Source organism: Saccharomonospora xinjiangensis XJ-54 (assembly GCF_000258175.1).
GTDB lineage: Bacteria > Actinomycetota > Actinomycetes > Mycobacteriales > Pseudonocardiaceae > Saccharomonospora > Saccharomonospora xinjiangensis.
Genome location: NZ_JH636049.1, coordinates 1,651,482 through 1,672,811, shown reverse-complemented (window position 1 = coordinate 1,672,811; position 21,330 = coordinate 1,651,482). Strand labels below are relative to the sequence as shown.

The window sequence follows — 21,330 nt, the reverse complement described above, 5'->3', positions numbered from 1 at the left end:
CCCGGGCCGCGGGTACCGTCGATGCATGCCGACGCGAACCGTTCCGACTCCGCACGAACTTCGCAGCGCGCCGAAGGTGCTGCTCCACGACCACCTCGACGGCGGTCTCCGTCCTTCCTCCGTCGTCGAACTGGCCGAGCAGACCGGCTACACCGGCCTGCCGACGACCGACGTCGATGAGCTGAGCCGCTGGTTCCGCCGCGCGGCCGACTCGGGTTCGCTGGAGAAGTACCTCGAAACCTTCGCGCACACCTGCGGTGTCATGCAGACCGAGGAGGCGTTGTCGCGGGTCGCAGCCGAATGCGTCGAGGACCTGGCCGACGACGGCGTCGTGTACGCCGAGGTGCGGTATGCGCCCGAACTGTTCGTCGAGCGGGGCTTGTCGCTGGAGGCCGTCGTGGAGGCCGTGCAGGACGGCTTCGACCGCGGTCGTGCCGCCGCGGCGGCACGGGGCAAGCACATCCGCGTCGGCCAGCTCCTGTGCGCCATGCGGCAGCACGCGAGGGCGTTGGAGATCGCCGACCTCACCGTGCGCTACCGCGATCGCGGAGTCGTCGGGTTCGACATCGCGGGACCGGAGGCGGGCTACCCTCCCACCCGCAACCTCGACGCCTTCGAGTTCCTGCGGGAGAACAACGCCCACTTCACCATTCACGCCGGTGAGGCGTTCGGGCTCGCCTCCATCTGGGAGGCCATCCAGCACTGCGGCGCCGAACGCCTCGGGCACGGCGTCCGCATCGTGGACGACATCACCGTGGCCGACGACGGCAGTGTCTCGCTGGGCAGGCTCGCCGCCTACGTCCGCGACCGCCGCATCCCGCTGGAGGTGTGCCCTTCGTCGAACATCCAGACGGGTGCGGCGCCCTCGATCGCCGAGCATCCGATCGGGCTGCTCGCGAAGCTGCGGTTCCGGGTCACGGTCAACACCGACAACCGGTTGATGAGCGACTGCTCGGTCTCGTCGGAGTTCGCGGCACTCGTCGATGCGTTCGGCTTCGACTGGTCGGACGTGCAGTGGTGCACGATCAACGCCATGAAGTCGGCCTTCATCTCCTTCGACGAGCGGCTCGACATCATCAACAACGTGATCAAGCCCTGGTACGCCGAGCGCGTGTGAGAAAGACGGCGGGGGCCCTGAAGACTGCGGCTCCAGGGCCCCCGCCGGTTGTCCCTGTCTCAGTTGAGGTGCAGGCGATTCTCGAACGCCTCGACGAGCCTGCGCCACGCCTGCTGCTCGGTGTCGAACGGCGGGCTCGGGGTCAGCCTCGTGGGATCGGGGCGAAGGACGAACGACACCAGCCAGCCGAGCCGCTCCGACGTCGCCAGCGCCTTCGACACCTCGTCGTCGCCCGCCCAGTCGGCCGCGTCGGTGAGCAGCTCGACCGCGAGTTCGAGCTGGGTGGGGTCAACGGCATCGACGCCGTCGGCGATGTCCTCGTCGAGCCCGGCGAGGATGTAGGTGTTGTCGGGATCGACCTCGACCTCCAGCTCACCCGCGGTGGCCGAGGCCAGCACCTCGTCCCACGTGGACACCTCGGCGAGATCGGTGTGGGCGAGGTTGCCGCCGTCGGCGAGTGCCCTCGCGAGCGCGCGCTCCGAGGGGTAGACCTCGATAGTTCCCGCCGAGCCGAGGAACACCGGTTCGTCGTCGAGATAGCAGCGCAGGGTGTAGTAGTCGCGCGACGAGAGCTGGATCTTGATCGGGTCGATGCCGACCTCGGCCCAGAAACCCGACAGCTCCTCGTCGTCGAAGTCGTCCTCGTCGTCCTCGTCGGCGTCACTCCGGCCGCCTGCTGTGGAGGTGTCGTCGTCGGAGTCGTCGCGATCGACGGTGTCGAGGTCGTCCTCGGTGCCGACACCCGCCTCCGCCTCGGCGGACTCCTCGTGGAACGCCGCCAGTTCCTCGGCCGTGGCGTCCAGCGTCGCGGCATCGACCTCGGGGATCGTGATCAGCTCGTCGATCGCGTCGAGCACCACGTCCCACTTCTGCGAGACCGTCCGCGAGAGGTCGTCCCAGAGCCGCGCGCCCTCCCTGCCGGTGAACGGGAGCTGGCCCTGGTCGAGCAGTGAGAACGCCTCGCAGCTGTCAAGGATCTCGTGCACCTCGTCCAGCTCGCACACGTCGGCGAGCGACCGCACGATGGCGACGATCTCGGCGAGTTCGGACAGCGTCCAGGAGTCGGGCTCCTCGGCCACCATCTCCGGAACACCCACGAGGTCGAAGCAGTGGTCGTCGTCCGGGATCAGCTCCGGCACGTTGAGGGCGGGAACGGCCTCCCACGCGGGATGGTCGATCAGATCGTGCTGTTCGGCCGTCCGCACGAACGCGGCGAGATGCGCGGCGTCGGGGAAGGCGTAGAGGTCCTCCTCGTCACCGAGGAACGCCTCCCACTCCTCGCCGTCCTCCCGCCATCGTGGCGCCCACAGGGTCACCAGATCGCCTTGTGGCAGCCCGAGTTCGATCGGGATGATATCCTGTGCCATTCCGCCCTCCGGAAACACCTGTGCACGAGCCGGATCTCGGCGCTCGAAACCGGACGTGTTAGCCGAAGCCTACGGGTTCCGGCTTCGCGCCGCGATCACCCCTCACGGGATCGCCACCTCAGTGACACGATCTAAGGCACGATGACTGACTTTCTCACAGACCGCCTCCCCGGCGGCACCGATCCCGACGCACTCTTCGACGCCTTCTCCTCGTGGGTCGGTGAACGCGGTCTCGAACTGTATCCGGCGCAGGAGGAGGCGCTCATCGAGCTGGTCTCGGGGGCGAACGTCATCCTGTCAACGCCGACGGGTTCGGGAAAGAGCCTGGTCGCGGTCGGCGCGCACTTCGCCGCGCTGGCCGAGGGACGACGCAGTTTCTACACAGCGCCGATCAAGGCACTGGTCTCGGAGAAGTTCTTCTCGCTCGTGGAGATCTTCGGCGCGGACAACGTCGGCATGCTGACCGGCGACTCCAGTGTCAACGCCGACGCCCCCATCATCTGCTGTACCGCGGAGATCCTGGCCAACCTCGCGTTGCGGCTCGGGCCGGACACCGATGTCGAGGAGATCGGTCAGGTCGTCGCCGACGAGTTCCACTTCTACTCCGAGCCGGATCGGGGCTGGGCGTGGCAGGTGCCGCTGCTGGAGTTGCCGAAGGCCCAGTTCCTGCTGATGTCGGCCACGCTCGGCGACGTGAGTTTCTTCGAGAAGGACCTCACGCGTCGTACGGGCCGCCCCACGGCGGTGGTGACGTCGGCGCAGCGTCCGGTACCGCTGACGTTCCGGTACGCGCTGACGCCGATCCACGAGACCGTGTCGGAACTCGTGCACTCGAACCAGGCCCCGATCTACATCGTGCACTTCTCGCAGGCCGCCGCCGTGGAGCGCGCACAGGCTTTGATGAGCATCAACGTCTGCTCCCGCGCCGAGAAGGACGCCATCGCCGACGCCATCGGCGACTTCCGGTTCTCGGCAGGCTTCGGCCGCACGCTCTCGCGGCTGGTCAGGCACGGCATCGGCGTCCACCACGCCGGCATGCTGCCCAAGTACCGGCGCCTGGTGGAGCAACTCGCGCAGGCGGGGTTGCTCAAACTGATCTGCGGCACGGACACCCTCGGCGTCGGCATCAACGTGCCCATCCGCACCGTGGTGTTGTCCGCGTTGACGAAGTTCGACGGCACGCGGCAGCGGCACCTCAAGGCGCGGGAGTTCCACCAGATCGCGGGCAGGGCGGGCAGGGCGGGTTACGACACCGACGGCTACGTGGTGGTGCAGGCACCCGACCACGTCATCGAGAACGCGAAGGCGCTGGAGAAGGCGGGCGACGACCCGAAGAAGAAGCGCAAGATCGTGCGCAAGAAGGCGCCCGAGGGGTTCGTGAACTGGACCGAGAGCACGTTCGAGCGGCTCGTCGGCGCCGAGCCGGAGCCGCTGACGTCGAGTTTCAAGGTCACGCACTCGATGTTGCTCAACGTCATCTCGCGGCCCGGTGACGCCTTCGTCCACCTGCGTCGGCTGCTGGAGGACAACCACGAGGACCGGCCAGCGCAGCGCAGGCACATCCTGAGGGCCATCGCGATCTACCGCGCGCTGCTCGCGGCCGGTGTTGTCGAGGAGCTGGAGGAGCCCGACGAGGACGGTCGCAGGGTGCGCCTCACCGTGGACCTCCAGTTCGACTTCGCGCTCAACCAACCGCTTTCGCCGCTCGCGCTGGCCGCCGTCGAGCTGCTCGATGCGGACTCGCCGTCGTACGCCCTCGATGTGGTGTCCATTGTGGAAGCCACTGTGGACGATCCGAAGCAGATCCTGTCGCAGCAGCAGTTCAAGGCCCGCAACGAGGCGATCGCGGCGATGAAGGCCGAGGGCGTCGAGTACGAGCAGCGGATGGAACTGCTGGAGGACGTCACCCACCCGAAGCCGCTTGAGGAGCTGCTCGAAGCGGCCTATTCGCGGTACCGCCAGGGACATCCGTGGGTGGCGGACTACCGGCTCTCGCCGAAGTCGGTCGTGCGCGACATGTACGAGCGGGCGATGAACTTCGTCGAGTACATCGGCCACTACGGGCTCGCGCGCTCCGAGGGCGTGCTGTTGCGCTACCTCGCCGACACCTACGACGCGCTGCGGCGCACCGTTCCGGACGACGCGAAGACCGAGCCGTTGCAGGATCTCATCGAATGGCTCGGAGAGCTGGTGAGGCAGGTCGATTCCAGTCTGCTCGACGAGTGGGAGGCGCTGCGCCATCCCGACGAGGTCGCCCACGATGCCTCCGGCAGGCCGGTGACGCCGGAGGGACCGCCGCCGGTGACGCGCAACGAGCGTGCCTTCCGCGTCCTGGTGCGCAACGAGATGTTCCGCCGGGTGCAGCTCGCGGCACGGGAGGACTACGAGGCATTGGGAGCGCTCGACGCCGAGTCGGGGTGGGACGCCGAGGCGTGGGAAGACGCGCTGGCGGACTACTTCGACGTCTACGACGAGATCCGCACCGGCCCGAACGCGCGGGGCCCCGGGCTGCTGCTCATCGAGCAGGAGCCGGAGCTGTGGCGGGTCCGGCAGATCCTCGACGACCCCGAGGGCAACCACGACTGGAGCATCACGGCCGAGGTGGACCTCGATGCCTCCGACGAGGCAGGCGAGGCCGTCATCCACCTCGTGGACGTCGCCGAATCCTGACCGCCGTGTCCGCCTCGCGGCTCTCGGCCGATCGGCCGAGGAACTCGTGGTTCGGACGACCGCTCGGCCGATCCTCGCTCCGTGGCGCACCGGGCACACTCTGTGATCACAAATTGATCACTGAGGGGAGCGGAGCGGGTGCGCAGAAGACCACATGGATTCGGCCGCGTCGCGGCGGTGTCCGCCATGGCCGTGGCCGTGGCGACCACCTCGGCCGCGGTGACGGCGGTGCCGGCGCAGGCGGTGCCGAACCCGCCTGTGGCCGGTACGGCGGCGAAGGGCGAGCAGGTCGTCACGCTGGTGACAGGCGACAAGGTCGTGCTCGGCGCCGATCGGCAGGGCGGGGAGTTCGTGCCGGCCGAGGGCCGGGAGAAGGTGGGCTACCACCAGTACGTCGAGCACGGCGCGGTGTACGTCATTCCCGACGATGCCGCGCCGTTGATCGCCGAGGGCACGCTCGACAGGCGACTGTTCAACGTGACGGCGCTCGTGGAAGCCGGGTATCACGACCGAGCCCGTGACGACCTGCCCGTCCTGGTGTCCTATCGGGAGGGTGGCTCACCCGGTGTCCGGGCGCGGACGACGGCCGACGGCGCCGCCGTGCAGACCCGTTCGCTCGCGGCGATCGGGGGTGCGGCGCTGGAGACGGCGAAGTCCGAAACTCGCCGGTTCTGGGACAGCGTCCGCCCGATGTTGCGGCCCGGCGCGGAGATCGAGCGGCTGTGGCTCGACGCGCCGGTGAAGGCGACGCTGGCCGAGAGCGTGCCCCAGATCGGGGCGGACAAGGCGCACACAGGCGGTGTCACCGGTGACGGCGTCCGCGTCGCCGTGCTCGACACCGGGATCGACGCCGACCACCCGGACCTGGCTTCGGCCGTGGCTGAGGTGAAGGACTTCACCGGTGGCGGCAGCGCGGACGACGGCCACGGGCACGGCACGCACGTGGCCGGGACCATCGCGGGTGACGGTACCGCGAGCGGCGGCAGGTACCGGGGCGTCGCTCCGGATGCCGAGCTGGTGGTGGGCAAGGTGCTCGACGACGCGGGTTTCGGGCAGGAGTCGTGGATTCTCGCAGGCATGGAATGGGCCGCAGGCAACGCGCCGGTGGTCAACATGAGTCTGGGTGGCGCTCCCACCGACGGCACCGACCCGATGTCAATGGCGTTGAACCGGCTCACCGAGGAGACCGGTGCCTTGTTCGTGGTCGCCGCGGGCAACATGGGAACGGAGATGTCGGTCGGGTCGCCGGGGTCGGCCGACGCCGCGCTGACGGTGGGCGCGGTCACCAAGGACGATGCGCTCGCAGGCTTCTCCAGTCGCGGCCCTCGCGTCGGTGACCACGCCATCAAACCGGACGTCACCGCCCCCGGTGCGGACATCGTCGCCGCCAGGGCCGAGGGCACTCAGCTGGGCGAGCCCGCGGGCGACGGGTACATCTCGGCGTCCGGGACGTCGATGGCCTCCCCGCATGTGGCGGGTGCGGCGGCGTTGCTGGAGCAGCGGCACGCCGAGTGGGACGCCGACGAGTTGAAGGCCGCGTTGATGGGCAGTGCCCTGGCTCACCCCGAACTCTCGGCGTACGAGCAGGGTGCGGGCCGGATCGATGTGTCAGCCGCGCTGGCCCAGCCGGTGCTCGCCTCGCCGCCGAGCCTGAGTCTGGGCGTGGTGGAGTGGCCGCGCACCGACGACAAGCCGGTGCGGCAGAAGGTCACGTACACGAACACCTCGGACAAGCCGGTCACGCTGGACCTCAAGGCCGAGCTGTCCGGCCCGGACGGTGTCCAACCGGCTGGAATGATCACCGTCGAGCCCGCGCAGGTGACCGTGCCCGCCGGTGGCAGGGCCGACGCGACCGTCACCGTCGATACCACGGTCGGTGGGCCGGACGGGCGCTACAGCGGTGCCGTGACCGCCACGGTCGGCGACACCACGGTCCGCACTCCGGTCGGCATCGAACAGGAGGTCGAGAGCTACGACCTCGCCGTGAAGGTGCTCGACCGGGACGGCACGGTCGCGGAGGACGCGTACGCCTTCATGGTGCGGCACAACGCGCCGTGGTCGATCGGACAGAACATCAAGTCCGGTGACGTGCTGCGACTGCCGAAGGACGACTATTTCCTGTACGTCACCACCGACGAGGATTACACCGTTCCCGGTTCCACGATGTTCGTCGAACCCACGTTCACCGTGGACGGCGACCGGACCGTGGTCCTGGACGGCAGGGACGCCGAGCCGGTGAGCGTGGCGGTGGACGCACCGGATGCCGAGATGGGCACGGCGGAGTTGCGTGCTCTCATGGAGACCAGGAACGGCTACCCCCGGATCGGTGTCATCACTGGCGACGACAACCTGCAGGACATGTACCTGCGGCCGTCGGAGACGAGTGCCGAGACGTTCGAGTTCACAGTGGAGACCGAGCACGCGCGGCCGGACGGCACCGGTCGCTACGCGGGCAGCCCGTACGCCTACCACCTGCGCCACACCGAGAAGGGCGCGGTGCCGGACGAGTTGACCTACGAGGTCTCGACCGACGAGCTGGCGAAGGTCACGAGCGTGCACACCGACGGTGGAGTGGGTGCCGCGGGTGAGCGGGAACTGGTGTCGGGGCCGCTGCCGTTGACCGTCACCGACTACTACACGCCCGGTACGCCCTGGACAGCGCGGCTGTGGTTGAACCAGAAGGCCGACGACCCTGCCGGGTGGGCGGGACATCTGTCCCGCACGGAGGTGTTCGAGCGCGGCGACAACGGTGAGCGCCGGTGGAACACGCCGGTGTTCGGCCCGGCGTTCCCCCACACCGAGGGCTCCTACTGGGCGGTTCGCGAGGGTGACGAGCTGCGGGTGGACATGCCGTTGCACAGCGACCCTGGGCCGGGTAGCGCAGGCTACTTCGCGGCGACCGGGTCCACGAAGCTGTACCGCGACGGTGAGCTGTTCGACGAGTTCGATCTGGCGGGTGCAGGGCTGTTCTTCGTGCCCGAGACCGCGAGTGAGTATCGACTGGTCACCGAGGCCGACGCGGCCGGTGTGACCCCGCTGTCGCGCAAGGTGAGTGCCGAGTGGACCTTCCGGTCGCAGCACGCGGAGAACACGACACAGCTGCCGCTGCTCGCCGTGCGTTTCACACCGGATCTCGGCGACGACCACGCCGCGAAGAGGGGCGAGGCACTGCGGATTCCGGTGTCGGTGCAACGCAACGGCGAGGCGGGAGAACCGAAGCTGAGTGCCCTCCGCATCCAGGTGTCGTTCGACGGCGGCGCGTCGTGGAAGTCCGTTCGGCATCGGACGGTCGAGGGCGAGCGGGTGATCACGGTGACGGCGCCGAAGGGCGCGAAGGACGTCTCCCTGCGTGCCGTGGCGAAGGACGTTGACGGCAACGCCCTGAAGCAGACCATCATCGGCGCCTACCCGGTGCGCTGACGTGAAAGGAAGTGCGGACACCCCGATTCCCGGGCGTGTCCGCACTTCCTGCACGCGTGTCCGCACTTCCTGCACGCGTGTCCGCACTTCCTGCACGCGTGTCCGCACTTCCTGCACGCGTGTCCGCACTTCCTGCACGCGTGTCCGCACTTCCTGCACGCGTGTCCGCACTTCCCGTACCTGGGCGCCAGGAAGCGAGTGATCCCGGCGGTGCCGCCGTAGCTCGCTTCAACGACCGTTGGTCGCACGAGAGGAACCGTTCGGCGACAGGGTGCCATTCCGTAGCCGCTTCACCACAGTCTTCGCGCACAGGCGAATGGGAGCACCCCGGCTCCCCACACCTGTGAAAGGGGAACGTGTTGAGACACCGACGACCCGGGCTCGGCGTGGTCGCCGCGCTGACGGGCGCGTTGATGGTCGCGGCGGCACCGCCGGTGGCGGCCGGTCCACCGCCGCCACAGACGCCGCCAACCGCTCTGTCCGTGCCTTCCAGCACGGACCGCACCGTCACCCTGGTGACGGGAGACCGCGTGCGCGTGACCGGAGACGGAGCACTCGCCGACCTCGTCGTGCTGCCAGGGCCCGGCAGGGAGGACATCGGACACCGGCGGTATCGCCAGGACGGTGACGTGTACGTGGTGCCGCACGACGCCGCACCGCTGATCGCGGCGGGAACACTGGACAAACGCTTGTTCAACGTGTCGCGGCTGATCCAGGCGGGTTATCACGACGACGCTCGTGCCGACGTACCAGTGATGGTGTCGTACGCCGAAGGGCGCAGACCCGCGCGTTCGCGCGCGCTGGCCGACGGGGCCGCGACGAGCGTGCGACCCCTGGCCGCCATCAACGGCGAGGCGGTCAGGGCGGAAAAGGGCAAGGCGACCCGGTACTGGAAGTCCGTGGCGCCGATGCTGCGGCCGGGCAACGAGATCGCGCACCTGTGGCTCGACGCGCCGATGACCGCGACCTCCGACTCCACGGTTCCGCAAATCGGCGCGCCCGAGGTCTGGGAAAGCGGCCACACGGGTGAGGGTGTGCGGGTGGCGGTGCTGGACACCGGCATCGACGCCGAGCATCCCGATCTCGATGATGCCGTAGTGGAGGCCGAGGACTTCACGGGCGAGGACACCACGGACGACTCCAACGGACACGGCACGCATGTGGCCGGGATCATCGCAGGGGACGGCACCGCCAGTGAGGGCCGCTACCGGGGTGTCGCTCCGGACGCGGAACTCGTCGTGGGCCGTGTGCTCGACAGCGAAGGTTCCGGCCAGGAGTCGTGGATCGTCGCAGGGATGGAGTGGGCGGCATCGCGCGCCGATGTGGTGAACATGAGCCTCGGCAGTGGTTGGCCGGACAACGGTCACGACCCCGTGGCACAGGCGGTGAACCGGCTCACCGAGGAGACGGGGGCGCTGTTCGTGGTGGCGTCGGGCAACGCCGGTCCGGAGGAGAGCAGTGTCAGTTCGCCGGGCTCGGCGGATGCCGCGTTGACGGTGGGTGCTGTGGACGACGCCGACGAACTCGCCGAGTTCTCCAGCCGAGGACCCCGGCTCGACGACTTCGCGGTGAAGCCGGAGATCACCGCTCCTGGGGTGGATGTGGTGGCGGCGCGTGCGGGTGGCTCCGACCTCGGAAACCCCGTTAACGAGCACTACCAGGGCATGTCCGGGACGTCGATGGCGGCGCCGCATGTGGCGGGGTCTGCTGCGTTGGTGGCTCAGGCGCGTCCGGAGTGGAAGGCGGACCGGTTGAAGGCGGCGCTGGTCGGCTCTGCTGCGCCGCACGCCGAGCGCACCGTGTTCGAGCAGGGAGCGGGCCGGGTGGACGTGGCCGGCGCCGTGAAGCAGATGGTGCTGGCCGAGCCCGCGGTGGTGAGTTTCGGGCCGCAGGGATGGCCGCGTGCTGATGGTGAACCGGTGACGCGCACGGTGACCTACACCAACAGCGGTTCGGCTCCTGTCACGCTGACACTCGACCCGAGCCTCCAAGCGCCTGATGGCAAGGACATCGAGGGTGCGTTGACGGTGAGTCCTGCCCAGCTCACTGTTCCGGCTGGTGGGCAGGCGCAGGCCACGGTGACGCTCGACCTCAGCAGCGGGGTGAACGGTCTGCACAGCGGCGCAGTGGTCGCAACCGGAGACAACGGGACGGTCGTCCGCACCGCTGTGGGGGTGCAGCGGCAGGGGGAGAGCTACGACGTCGAGATCACCGTTCTCGGCCACGACGGCAACCCCGTCGAGGACGCGGAGGTCATCCTCGTGTCCCACACCGAGCCGCGATCCTACTACCCCGGCGCCGACTCCGGCACCTACCACATCACAGCGGAGAAGGGCGCATATCACCTCGAAATCCTGTATCCCTGGCAGGACGAAAATGGCAAGTGGACCACGGCGACCTTCGTCGAACCTCGCATCGTTGTGGACAGCGCGAAGGAGTTCGTGTTCGATGTGCGCGACGCTTACCACGCTCGCGTAGAACTCGCGGACCGCCCCGACGCCAGGGCGGGGGAAATCCTTCTCCATTTCCGGATCGAGCTGGAACAGGGCCGCAACGAGTGGTTCCTCGGCAGCGACAGCCTCGACAGCCTGCTGCTGGCTGGTTCGCGGACGGAGCACGACGGCTACTCGCTGACCGTGGAGACGGCGCACGCGCGGCCGGACGGGAATGGCACGTTCGTCGGTAGCCCTTATCTGTACCGGCTGCGGTTCCCGTACACCGGCGGAATCCCTGACGAGATCACGCACCGCGTATCCGACGAGAAACTCGCCAGGGTGCGCACCAGTTATCTGGAAGGCGGCTACGCCTCCGGAGGGGAACGGAGCATCGTGTCCGGGCCGTTGCCGTTCGAGCTGGACGAGTACTACACGCCCGGGGTGCCGTGGTCGCGGCTGCTGCTGCTGATTTCGGAGGACGAGAAGGACGAGGAGGGAAATCCGAGCGTCACCGGGGACTACCGCAGTGCAGCGGAGGTGTTCGAGGCTGGCGAGCACACCCAGCGGTGGAACACAGCGGTGCATGGCCCGGCGTTCCCTTACGACCGTGAGAACCCGTGGCGGTGGGCTTACCGAGCCGAGCCGGGGGTTGGCTTCATCCTACCGCTGCACAGCGACAACAGCGCCCGTGCCGGTACGTCGGTCCAGGACTTCGAGAAGTCCACTGTGGAGCTGTATCGGAATGGCGAGCTGGTCGGTAGCGGTGTCGGCAACGGTGGTTTCTTCGAGGTGCCGGAAGGGCCTGCGTCGTACCGGCTGGCCGTGCATGCCGATCGGGCAACGCTGACGCCGCAGTCGCGGGTGATCGACGCCGAGTGGACGTTCCGTGACGACGTGGGCGCGAGTGCGGAACTGGCCGCGCTGCCGTTGCTGGGTGTGCATTTCGACGCCGGCTTCGGTGTGGCGGAGGCGCCGAAGGTGGGGGAGCAGGTGCGGTTGCCGTTGGCGGTGCAACGCAACGGGAGCCCGGAGGAGCCGAGGTTGAGGTATCTCCGGGTGGAGGTGTCGTTCGATGGTGGTGAGTCGTGGCGGTTCGTGCCGTATTGGTGGAAGCACGGCAAGCGGATGATCACGGTGCAGGCGCCGGAGGGCGCGAAGGACGTGTCGTTGAGGGTCGTGGCGAAGGACGTTGACGGCAACGGTCTGAAGCACACCATCATCGGCGCCTATCCGGTGCGCTAAGGCCGACGAAGTGCGGACACCCCGGATTCCCGGGCGTGTCCGCACTTCCTGCACGCGTGTCCGCATCTCCCGCACGAGAGCGTGACGACCCTGGCCCCGCCGATTGCCGTTGAACACCGGCAACGCGACCGCTCAGCGATCCGCCCGGCTTCGCATGCAACCAAACGATCTTCGCAAGCATGTGATGTGCGGGAGGCAAATGCTTCCCGCACATCGGAAAAAGGGAGCGACAGTGAGAAGTCGATCACCCAGACTCGGGGCGGTGGTGGCGCTGACCACCGCCCTCTCACTCGCGGTGGCACCACCGGCCGCCGCGGACCCGGACACGACAGCGGGTGCGGAAGCACCGGGGCGGGTGAGTTTCTTTGCTGCCGAGGGACCCGTTGTCACGCTGATCACGGGTGATCGGGTCAGAGTCACGGGACAGTACGCGACGGTGTTGCCGGGCCCGGGCCGGGCCGATATGGGGTTCCGGCAGTTCCGTATGGATGGGGATCTGTATGTGATCCCCCATGATGCTTCGCCCTTGATCGCGGCGGGCACGCTTGACCAGCGGTTGTTTAATGTGTCGGGCCTGCTCGAAGCCGGTTATCACGACGAGGGACGGGACGACGTTCCTGTTCTCGTCTCGTATGTGGAAGGGCAGGAGCGGGCCCGGACCCGCGCGTTGGCAGACGGGGCCGCGACGAGTGTCCGGCCGCTGGCTGCGGTCAACGGCGAGGCGCTGAGCACCGCGAAGGAGAGGACCACCCAGTTCTGGGACAGTGTCCGCCCGATGCTGGAACCCGGACAGTCAGTCGAGCGCTTGTGGCTGGACGCGCCTGTCAAGGCGACTCTCGACGGGACAGTGGCTCAGATCGGCGCGCCCGAGGTCTGGGAGGGCGGTTACACGGGTGAGGGTGTGCGGGTGGCGGTGCTGGACTCCGGCATCGACGCCGGGCATCCGGATCTCGATGATGCTGTGGTGGAGGCTGAGGACTTCACGGGTGAGGGCACCACGGACGACCTGAACGGACACGGCACGCATGTGGCGGGCACCATCGCGGGCGATGGAACCGCGAGCGAGGGCCGCTACAAGGGTGTCGCACCTGATGCGGACCTGGTGATCGGCAGGGTTCTCGACGGTGGCGGTTCGGGCCAGGAGTCCTGGATCCTCGCGGGCATGGAGTGGGCGGCATCGCGCGCCGACGTGGTCAACATGAGCCTCGGCGCTGATCTGCCCGACAACGGCACGGCGCCGCTGTCGCAGGCGGTGAACCGGCTCAGCGAGGACACCGGAACCCTGTTCGTCGTCGCGGCCGGTAACTCTGGGCCCGACCACGGCACGATCGGCACTCCAGCGGCGGCTGACGCGGCGCTCACGGTGGGCGCGGTGGACGACAACGACGATCTCGCGGGGTTCTCCAGCCGTGGCCCACGCCTCGGTGACGCGGCGATCAAACCTGAGATCACCGCGCCCGGGGTTGACGTCACCGCAGCCCGGGCGAGCGGCGTGTTCCCGCCGTCCGAGGAGCACTACATGGCGATGTCGGGAACCTCGATGGCCGCTCCCCACGTGGCGGGGGCTGCGGCGCTCGTGGCACAGGCTCGACCCGGCCTGCAAGGGAAGGACCTCAAGTCGGCCTTGACCGGTTCGGCGGCGGCACACCCCGAACTGACGGCGGACGAGCAGGGCGCGGGCCGCGTCGATGTCGTCCGTGCAGTGGAACAGTCGGTGGTGAGCAAGCCCGCCGTGCTGAACTTCGGAGTCCAGCAGTGGCCGCACGACGACGGCGAGACACCTGGCTCCCGCACGCTCACCTACAGCAACAGCGGCGCTGAGCCGGTCACGTTGACGCTCGACACGACCCTGCGCGGGCCGGACGACGATGATGCAGGGGGCTCGGTCACCGTCTCGCCAGCCGAGATCACCGTGCCGGCGAACGGGGAGGCTGAGGTGACGGTCACCGTCGAGACGGGCACCGCGTTCGGCCGCTACAGCGGCGTCGTGGTCGCCGACGGCGACGACGGTTCGTCGGTGCGCACGCCCTTCGGCGTGACGAAGGAAAGCGAGAGCTACGACGTCGATGTGACAGTGCTCGGTGCAGACGGCGAACCGGTCAAGAACGCCGAGATCGAACTCGTGTCGCGGTCCGAGGACCGGACATACCGGCCGATCCCCGGAGACGGCGGCTACCACGTCCGTGCGGCCAAGGACACTTACCACCTCCAGATCTTCTACTCCTTCCAGGAAGCCGACGGGCAATGGCGGTTAGCGATCTTCGCTGAGCCCGGCCTTCTCGTGGACGGGCCGCGAGAAGTTGTCTTCGATATCCGGGACGCGCACCATCCCGATGTCGAACTCGCCGCGAGACCGGACGCGGGAATCGGTGAGGCCACGCTGATCTACCGATCGGGAGCCGAGTGGGGCAGCAACTGGCTGTTGTATGGACCCGACTTCAGCGGCGTCCTGGTACAAGGCTCGGACACCGAACACGAGCAGTTCTCGCTGGATGTGGAGACGGTGCACGCGCGGCTCGACGGTGAGGGTACGTTCGTCGGCAGCCCGTACCTGTACCAGCTGAAGCACACCTACTCCGGGAAGGTGCCCGACAAGCTGGTGCGGCGAGTCGCTGACGATGGACTCGCCAAGGTGCACAGCACGCACTCCGAGGGCGGTGCCGGGCAGTGGGGTTACCGCGAGATCGTCGCGAGCGAGCTGCCGTTCGAGTTGGAGGAGTACTACACGCCAGGGGTCGAGTGGTGGCCCTGGCTGGGGGTTGGCGACGCGCCTGCGCCGGACGGCCAAGCGAACATCCTGGATTCTCAGGTGGATGCATTGCGCACCTACCAGCCGGATGAGCGGGTCGAGAAGCGCTGGAACACCGCGGTGCACGGCCCGGCGTTTCCCTACCAATCGCACCAGCCCGGTGTCTGGGCCAGCCATAGTAAGGAAGGCATGGGCATCCAGGTTCCGCTATACAGCGATGGCGCCGGACATGCCGGGTCCGGGATGGTCGATTACGAGAAGTCCACGGGGACGTTGTATCGCGACGGGAAACTGGTCGAGGAGCAGCCTGGCCCGCAGAACTGGTTCGAGGTGCCGGAAGGGCCCGCGTCGTACCGGTACGTGTTGCATGCCGATCGGGGTTCGTTGACGCCGCAGTCGCGGGTGATCGACGCGGAGTGGATATTCCGAGGCGACGGCGTGGAATCAGGCGAAGAACTCGATGTTCTGCCGTTGCTGGGTGTGCATTTCGACGCCGGCTTCGGTGTGGCGGACGCGCCGAAGGTGGGGGAGCAGGTGCGGTTGCCGTTGGCGGTGCAGCGCAACGGGAGTGCCGACGCTCCGAAGCTGGAGAAGCTCCGGGTGGAGGTGTCGTTCGACGGCGGCTCCACGTGGCGGTTCGTTCCGTATTGGTGGAAGCACGGCAAGCGGATGATCACGGTGCAGGCGCCGGAGGGCGCGAAGGACGTGTCGTTGAGGGTCGTGGCGAAGGACGTTGACGGCAACGCCCTGAAGCAGACCATCATCGGCGCCTACCCGGTGCGCTGACGCGAAAGGAAGTGCGGACACCCCGGATTCCCGGGCGTGTCCGCACTTCCCGCACGCGTGTCCGCAGTTCCCGTACGGCTTCAGACACCCATCGGGTGCCACACCGTCTTCGGCTCAAGGTACGTCCGCAGCCTCCCCAGTCCCGGCTGCCGGGTCCAGTCCGGCTCCTCGCCCGGCACGTCGAGCACGCGCTTGACCGTCCCCGCCGCCTCCCGCGCGATCTCCACCCGGCCTGTCGGCCCCGCACCGGTGGGATCGATGGCGTTGACGTCGGCATGCGTGGCGAGCCACGGCCCGAGTTCGAGCGCGCGCCCCGTCAGGACGTTCACAACTCCGCCCGGCACGTCCGACGTCGCCAGCACCTCCGACAGTGTGATGGCGGGAAGCGGACGTTCCGCGCTGCTCACCACCACGGCCGTGCACCCGGTGGCGAGCACGGGAGCCATGACACTCACCAGCCCCAGCAGCGACGACTTCTGGGGGGCCAGCACCCCGACCACGCCGGTCGGTTCCGGCACCGTGAACGAGAAATACGGCCCCGCGACGGGGTTCGCAGCGCCGAACACGCTGGCGACCTTGTCGGTCCACCCCGCGTACCACACCCACCTGTCCACTGCGGCGTCCACAATGGACTCGGCCTTGCGGGTCGGCAGGCCCTCGCACGCGGCCACCTCGGCGACGAACTGGTCGCGCCGCCCCTCCATCACCTCGGCGACGCGGTACAGCACCTGACCCCGGTTGTATGCCGTCGCCCCCGACCAGCCGCCGAACGCCTTGCGCGCGGCCACCACGGCGTCGCGGACGTCCTTGCGGGAGGCGTGGGAGGCGTTGGCGAGGAACCGGCCCTTGGAATCGGTCACGGCGTAGCTGCGCCCTGACTCCGAGCGCGGGAACTTCCCGCCGATGAACAGCTTGTAGGTCTTCGCCACCTCAACCCTGGACATGCAGGTACGCCTCCAGACCCGTCCGGCCGCCCTCGCGCCCGAATCCTGATTCCTTGTAGCCACCGAACGGCGCGGCGGGATCGAACCGGTTGAACGTGTTGGCCCACACCACGCCGGCCCGCAGGCGGTCGGCCATCCACAGAATCCGGGAGCCCTTCTCCGTCCAGACCCCTGCGGAAAGGCCGTACGGCGTGTTGTTGGCCTTGGCGACGGCCTCGTCGGGCGTGCGGAACGTCAGCACCGACAACACAGGCCCGAAGATCTCCTCCCTCGCGATGCGCATCGACTGCTCGACGCCGGAGAACACCGTGGGGGCGAAGAAGAATCCCTTCTCCGGCACCGGGCACGGGCTCGTCCACCGCTGCGCGCCGTCGCGTTCGCCCGACGCCACGAGTTCGGTGATCTTGGCGAGCTGTTCCGCCGAGTTGACGGCGCCGATATCGGTGTTCTTGTCGAGCGGGTCACCGAGGCGCAGTGTCGCCACCCGAGCACGGAGCTTGTCGAGCAGCTCCTCGGCGATCGACTCCTGCACCAGCAGCCGGGAGCCCGCGCAGCACACATGGCCCTGGTTGAAGAAGATCCCGTTGACGATCCCTTCCACGGCCTGGTCGAGAGGGGCGTCGTCGAACACGATGTTCGCCGCCTTGCCGCCGAGTTCGAGCGTGAGCCGTTTACGGGTTCCCGCGAGTGTGCGCTGGATGTGCTTGCCGACCTCGGTGGAGCCGGTGAACGCCACCTTGTCCACACCGGGGTGCTCGACAACGGCCGCGCCGATGTCACCCGCGCCGGGCACGATGTTGACCACACCCGGCGGCAGGTCGGCCTGCTGGCAGATCTCGGCGAACACCAGTGCCGTCAACGGTGTGGTCTCGGCGGGCTTGAGCACCACCGTGTTGCCGGTGGCCAGGGCAGGAGCGACCTTCCACGCCAGCATCAGCAGCGGGAAGTTCCACGGGATGACCTGGCCTGCCACCCCGAGCGGGCGCGGGTCCGGCCCGAGCCCCGCGTGGTCGAGCTTGTCGGCCCAGCCCGCGTGGTAGAAGAAGTGCGCCGCCGCCGTGGGGACGTCGGTGTCGCGCGACTCCCTGATCGGCTTGCCGTTGTCGAGGGTCTCCAGCACGGCGAGTTCGCGCGCGCGTTCCTGGATGAGGCGGGCGAGCCGGAACACGTACTTCGCGCGTTCGGTGCCCGGCATCGGGCCCCATACGCGGTCGTAGGCCTTCCTCGCCGCCTTCACCGCGGTGTCCACATCGGACGCGCTCGCTGTGCCGACCTCGGCGAGCACCTCCTCGGTGGCCGGGTTGACGGTCTTGAGCGGTTCACCGCCGCCGTCGATGAACTCGCCGCCGATGAACGTCCGGTACTTCGGTTTGAGGTTCGCGACGTCGCGCGACTCTGGCGCTGGCGCGTATTCCCACTGGCTCACGATCAGTCCAATGCGAGGTAGTCGGGGCCGCTGTAGTGGCCGGAACGTTGAGTGCGCCGCTGCAACAGCAGGTCGTTCAGCAGGCTCGAAGCGCCGAACCGGAAGAGCGAGGGCGTGAGCCACTCCGGACCGGCCACCTCGTGCACGGCGACGAGGTAGCGCACGGCGTCCTTGGTGGTGCGGATGCCACCCGCAGGCTTCACTCCGCGTAGTTGCCCCGTCGCGGTGTGCCAGTCGCGGACGGCCTGAAGCATCACGTGGGTCACCGGGAGCGTCGCGGCAGGCGAGACCTTCCCCGTGGACGTCTTGATGAAGTCACCACCGGCCAGCAACGCGAGCCACGACGCGCGGCGCACGTTGTCGTAGGTGGCGAGTTCACCGGTTTCGAGGATCACCTTGAGATGGGCGGTCCCGCAGGCCTCCTTGACAGCTCTGATCTCGTCGAACACCTGCCCGTAGCGACCAGCGAGGAACGCACCCCGGTCGATCACCATGTCCACCTCGGTGGCGCCTGCCGACACCGCGAGCGCGACGTCGGCGAGCTTCACGTCGCGGCTCGACCGCCCCGAGGGGAACGCCGTCGCCACGCTCGCCACGGCGACGTCGGTGCCTGCCAGCGCCTCGACAGCCGTCGCCGCGAGATCGGGATAGACACACACGGCCGCCACGTGCGGGGTGTCCGGGTGATCGGGGTCGGGCCGCCGCGCCTTGGCGGCCAGCGACCGCACCTTGCCCTCGGTGTCGGCACCTTCCAGCGTGGTCAGGTCCACCATCGAGATCGCGGTGTCGATCGCCCACAGCTTCGAGTCCTTCTTGATGCTGCGGGTCGCCAGCGTCGCGGCACGCTGCTCGACGCCGACCTGGTCCACACCTGGCAGGCCGTGCAGGAACCGGCGCAGACTGCGGTCGTCGCGGACGGCGTCGGCCAGACCGGGCGGCAGGGTAGCTGTTGCCATGGCCGAAAGGGTATCCCGGCTGTTTCCGCGCCAGAGAGCGCGCGGACTACTCGATCTCGTCGATCTTGCTGCGGGGCACGCGTTTGACCTCGACACCGCCCCAGAACGCCAGGCCCGTGACCTTCACGACCGGAGCGCCGGGAGGCGCCGTGGGCGACGCGCCCTTCTTGTTCCGCGTCTCGAACGCGCCCATGATCCCCACGCCGGTCACCTCGACGGCGACGTCGTCGGGCACGATCACGTCCACCCCGCCCATGATCGCGACGGCCGTGATCGTGGAGTACTGCTCGGCGAAGCGCGCGTGCCGCAGGTCGATCTCCACCCCGCCCCAGAAGGCGAAACTGTTGTGCTGGGGTGGCAGTACCCAGGCGCCCTTGCGCTCCGTTCCCGACATCACCGCGATCGACGTCGTGGAGCCGGGCGTGCCGCCGACGCGCCGATCGGGCACCGACGACGCCGCCACCACGGGCGCGATGGGGAGGTGCGAGCCGTCGGTGGGCAGATCGGCCACGACCGGCTCCAGTTCGCCGAGAGTCTTGGCCGAATACACCTGGTCGAGACGTTCCTGAAGCTCGTCGAGGGTGATCCGGCCCTCGCCAAGGGCCTTGTGGAGAACCTGGGCGACACGTTCCCGGTCCGCGTCCGAGGCCCTGAGTTGCTTCGGATCGCGGTGAGGGGGCTGTTGGCTCACAACCTCACCTTAGCGCCGACGCGTGCGGCGTCCACGACGTCACGCCACCCGTGCGAGGTCAGAGCCTCGGCGGATCGTCGTGGGCGCCTCGGAGCACGCAGAACTCGTTGCCCTCCGGGTCGGCGAGCACGACCCAGCCGGTGCCGTCCTGCTCGCGCCGGTCGTCCACCTGCGTCGCCCCGATGCCGAGCAGCCGCCGCACCTCCTCGTCACGTGGCCTCTCGGGACGCAGGCAGAAGTGCAGCCGGTTCTTCACCGACTTCGGCTCCGGCACCTGCATGAAGAGGAGGTTGCGGCCGTCGCCGAGTTCGATCAGCGCCTCGGGGTCGCCCGGCTCGTCCTCCGGCGACAGTGGTAAGTCGAGGACCTGGCTCCACCACCTGCCCAGCGCGTAGGCATCGGCGCAGTCCACGGAGATGTTCTCGATCATGCTTCCCATGCCGGGACGCTCCCAGCCCAGGTCCGAACCCACAACCGGTTTTCTGTCCGATCCACCGTGTCCGCAGTTGGTGCACCCATGTTGGCAGCCCGCATGCGCGTGTCCGCAGGTTGTGTGCACTCGGCGTTAGGGTGTCGGGCATGGACGTCCTCGTCGTCGAACACCCGCTGGCCAAGGCGCGGCTCTCCACGATGCGCGACGCGCGCACGGACGGTGCGGCGTTTCGGGCGGCCCTGCAGGAACTCACGGTCATGCTGACCTACGAGGCCATGCGCGACGCACCGTTGACGACGGAACGTATTCACACCCCCGTCGCTCGCACCGACGCCTACCGGCTAGCCGACCCGCCGCTGCTGGTGCCGGTGCTCCGTGCTGGGCTCGGCATGGCCGACCAGGCACACAAGCTGATCCCCGACGCGCAGATGGGGTTCGTCGGCCTCGCTCGCGACGAGGAGACGCTGACACCGACGCCGTACCTCGAATCCCTGCCGGAATCGCTGTCGAACAGGCCGGTGTTCGTACTCGACCCGATGCTGGCCACCGGCGGGTCGATGGAATACACGATCAAGCTGCTGACCGGCAGGGGCGCGACGGACGTCACGGCGGTCTGCGCGCTCGCGGCCCCGGAGGGCATCGAGCGGCTGCGGCAGTCGGGCCTGCCGGTCCGCGTGGTCACGGCGAGCGTGGACGAACGCCTCAACGACTCCGGTTTCATCGTGCCGGGGCTCGGCGACGCCGGCGACCGGCTCTACGGAGCGGTGTGACGCACTGCCGTCACCGGCACCAGCCGCGCACGGTCGCGCGCAGGCCTTCCTCGTAGGCGCGGGAGTACTCCCACCCGGATGGCAACGTCCGGTGCAGCTCGAAGCACACCATCCCGTGGGCGTAAGCCCAGACACTGGACGCGATCACGTCGTCGGGAACGTCGCCGAACACGCCGGCGGCCGCACCCGACCGGACCGCCTCACGCAGCGGGGCGAGCACGAGCTGTAGTTCCTCGCGCACTTCCGCGGCGGTGCCGGGGGAGGTGGAGCCGCCTCCCGCGAACATGAGGACGTAGAGATTCCGCTGCGCCAGCGCGGTGTTTC

General features: G+C 68.6%; 13 protein-coding genes (1 of these 13 cut by a window edge). 6 read left to right on the top strand and 7 right to left on the bottom strand.

What is annotated here, in order from left to right; all coding sequences use genetic code 11:
- Nucleotides 1-25: 25 nt before the first annotated feature.
- Nucleotides 26-1,117: an adenosine deaminase gene (locus SACXIDRAFT_RS07080; protein WP_006237838.1), complete on the top strand. Its 1,092-nt coding sequence runs from the start codon at nucleotides 26-28 to the stop codon at nucleotides 1,115-1,117.
- A gap of 59 nt (nucleotides 1,118-1,176) precedes the next feature.
- Here the strand turns inward: SACXIDRAFT_RS07080 and SACXIDRAFT_RS07075 are convergent, their stop codons facing one another.
- The gene (locus tag SACXIDRAFT_RS07075; protein WP_006237837.1) at nucleotides 1,177-2,484 is read right to left on the bottom strand and encodes a SatS C-terminal domain-containing protein; all 1,308 of its coding nucleotides are present in this window, start codon (nucleotides 2,482-2,484) and stop codon (nucleotides 1,177-1,179) included.
- Between the two features lie 141 nt (nucleotides 2,485-2,625).
- On the opposite strand from SACXIDRAFT_RS07075, the gene SACXIDRAFT_RS07070 reads away from it, so the two are divergent.
- The 4 genes from SACXIDRAFT_RS07070 to SACXIDRAFT_RS07055 all read left to right on the top strand — a co-directional run bounded on the left by SACXIDRAFT_RS07070 (nucleotide 2,626) and on the right by SACXIDRAFT_RS07055 (nucleotide 15,786).
- Nucleotides 2,626-5,154 carry a DEAD/DEAH box helicase gene (locus tag SACXIDRAFT_RS07070; RefSeq protein WP_006237836.1) on the top strand — a complete coding sequence of 843 codons (2,529 nt, stop codon included), beginning with the start codon at nucleotides 2,626-2,628 and terminating at the stop codon, nucleotides 5,152-5,154.
- 138 nt (nucleotides 5,155-5,292) lie between these two features.
- Nucleotides 5,293-8,574, top strand: coding sequence for a S8 family peptidase (locus tag SACXIDRAFT_RS07065; protein WP_332306766.1), 3,282 nt, complete (start codon nucleotides 5,293-5,295; stop codon nucleotides 8,572-8,574).
- Between the two features lie 413 nt (nucleotides 8,575-8,987).
- Nucleotides 8,988-12,251, top strand: a complete 3,264-nt coding sequence (locus SACXIDRAFT_RS07060) for a S8 family peptidase (protein WP_050987007.1) — start codon at nucleotides 8,988-8,990, stop codon at nucleotides 12,249-12,251.
- A gap of 199 nt (nucleotides 12,252-12,450) precedes the next feature.
- Nucleotides 12,451-15,786: a S8 family serine peptidase gene (locus SACXIDRAFT_RS07055; RefSeq protein WP_006237833.1), complete on the top strand. Its 3,336-nt coding sequence runs from the start codon at nucleotides 12,451-12,453 to the stop codon at nucleotides 15,784-15,786.
- A gap of 80 nt (nucleotides 15,787-15,866) precedes the next feature.
- Here SACXIDRAFT_RS07055 and SACXIDRAFT_RS07050 read toward each other — a convergent pair whose 3' ends face one another.
- The 5 genes from SACXIDRAFT_RS07050 to SACXIDRAFT_RS07030 are packed head-to-tail and all read right to left on the bottom strand — an operon-like array spanning nucleotide 15,867 to nucleotide 20,242.
- Nucleotides 15,867-16,730 (bottom strand): aldehyde dehydrogenase family protein, encoded by an 864-nt coding sequence (locus SACXIDRAFT_RS07050; protein WP_006237832.1) that lies wholly within the window; start codon nucleotides 16,728-16,730, stop codon nucleotides 15,867-15,869.
- Entirely contained in the window at nucleotides 16,717-18,156 is a 1,440-nt protein-coding gene (locus tag SACXIDRAFT_RS07045; RefSeq protein ID WP_006237830.1) for an aldehyde dehydrogenase family protein, read from the bottom strand. Before SACXIDRAFT_RS07045 ends, SACXIDRAFT_RS07050 begins: the two co-directional genes overlap by 14 nt.
- A 2-nt stretch (nucleotides 18,157-18,158) precedes the next feature.
- Nucleotides 18,159-19,112 carry a deoxyribose-phosphate aldolase gene (deoC, locus tag SACXIDRAFT_RS07040; protein ID WP_006237829.1) on the bottom strand — a complete coding sequence of 318 codons (954 nt, stop codon included), beginning with the start codon at nucleotides 19,110-19,112 and terminating at the stop codon, nucleotides 18,159-18,161.
- 46 nt (nucleotides 19,113-19,158) lie between these two features.
- A complete protein-coding gene (locus SACXIDRAFT_RS07035) occupies nucleotides 19,159-19,803 on the bottom strand; it encodes a DUF1707 SHOCT-like domain-containing protein (protein WP_006237828.1) in 645 nt (214 codons plus the stop codon).
- A gap of 58 nt (nucleotides 19,804-19,861) precedes the next feature.
- Nucleotides 19,862-20,242, bottom strand: a complete 381-nt coding sequence (locus SACXIDRAFT_RS07030) for a VOC family protein (protein ID WP_006237827.1) — start codon at nucleotides 20,240-20,242, stop codon at nucleotides 19,862-19,864.
- Between the two features lie 140 nt (nucleotides 20,243-20,382).
- On the opposite strand from SACXIDRAFT_RS07030, the gene upp reads away from it, so the two are divergent.
- On the top strand, nucleotides 20,383-21,006 hold the full coding sequence (gene upp, locus SACXIDRAFT_RS07025) for a uracil phosphoribosyltransferase (RefSeq protein WP_006237826.1): 624 nt from the start codon (nucleotides 20,383-20,385) through the stop codon (nucleotides 21,004-21,006).
- A 10-nt stretch (nucleotides 21,007-21,016) separates the two neighbouring features.
- On the opposite strand, the gene SACXIDRAFT_RS07020 is transcribed toward upp, so the two are convergent.
- Nucleotides 21,017-21,330, bottom strand: partial view of a TetR/AcrR family transcriptional regulator gene (locus SACXIDRAFT_RS07020; RefSeq protein WP_006237825.1) — the 3' portion only. 280 nt of this gene lie beyond the right edge of the window; 314 of the gene's 594 nt are visible here — the last part of the coding sequence; its start codon lies off the right edge, out of view; it ends in the stop codon at nucleotides 21,017-21,019.

Coding starts and splice junctions, on each gene's coding strand:
- deoC (WP_006237829.1), bottom strand. CDS start 19,112: ATGGCAACAGCTACCCTGCCGCCCGGTCTGGCCGACGCCGTCCGCGAC.
- SACXIDRAFT_RS07060 (WP_050987007.1), top strand. CDS start 8,988: ATGGTCGCGGCGGCACCGCCGGTGGCGGCCGGTCCACCGCCGCCACAG.
- SACXIDRAFT_RS07075 (WP_006237837.1), bottom strand. CDS start 2,484: ATGGCACAGGATATCATCCCGATCGAACTCGGGCTGCCACAAGGCGAT.
- SACXIDRAFT_RS07070 (WP_006237836.1), top strand. CDS start 2,626: ATGACTGACTTTCTCACAGACCGCCTCCCCGGCGGCACCGATCCCGAC.
- SACXIDRAFT_RS07055 (WP_006237833.1), top strand. CDS start 12,451: ATGCTTCCCGCACATCGGAAAAAGGGAGCGACAGTGAGAAGTCGATCA.
- SACXIDRAFT_RS07080 (WP_006237838.1), top strand. CDS start 26: ATGCCGACGCGAACCGTTCCGACTCCGCACGAACTTCGCAGCGCGCCG.
- SACXIDRAFT_RS07050 (WP_006237832.1), bottom strand. CDS start 16,730: ATGTCCAGGGTTGAGGTGGCGAAGACCTACAAGCTGTTCATCGGCGGG.
- SACXIDRAFT_RS07030 (WP_006237827.1), bottom strand. CDS start 20,242: ATGGGAAGCATGATCGAGAACATCTCCGTGGACTGCGCCGATGCCTAC.
- upp (WP_006237826.1), top strand. CDS start 20,383: ATGGACGTCCTCGTCGTCGAACACCCGCTGGCCAAGGCGCGGCTCTCC.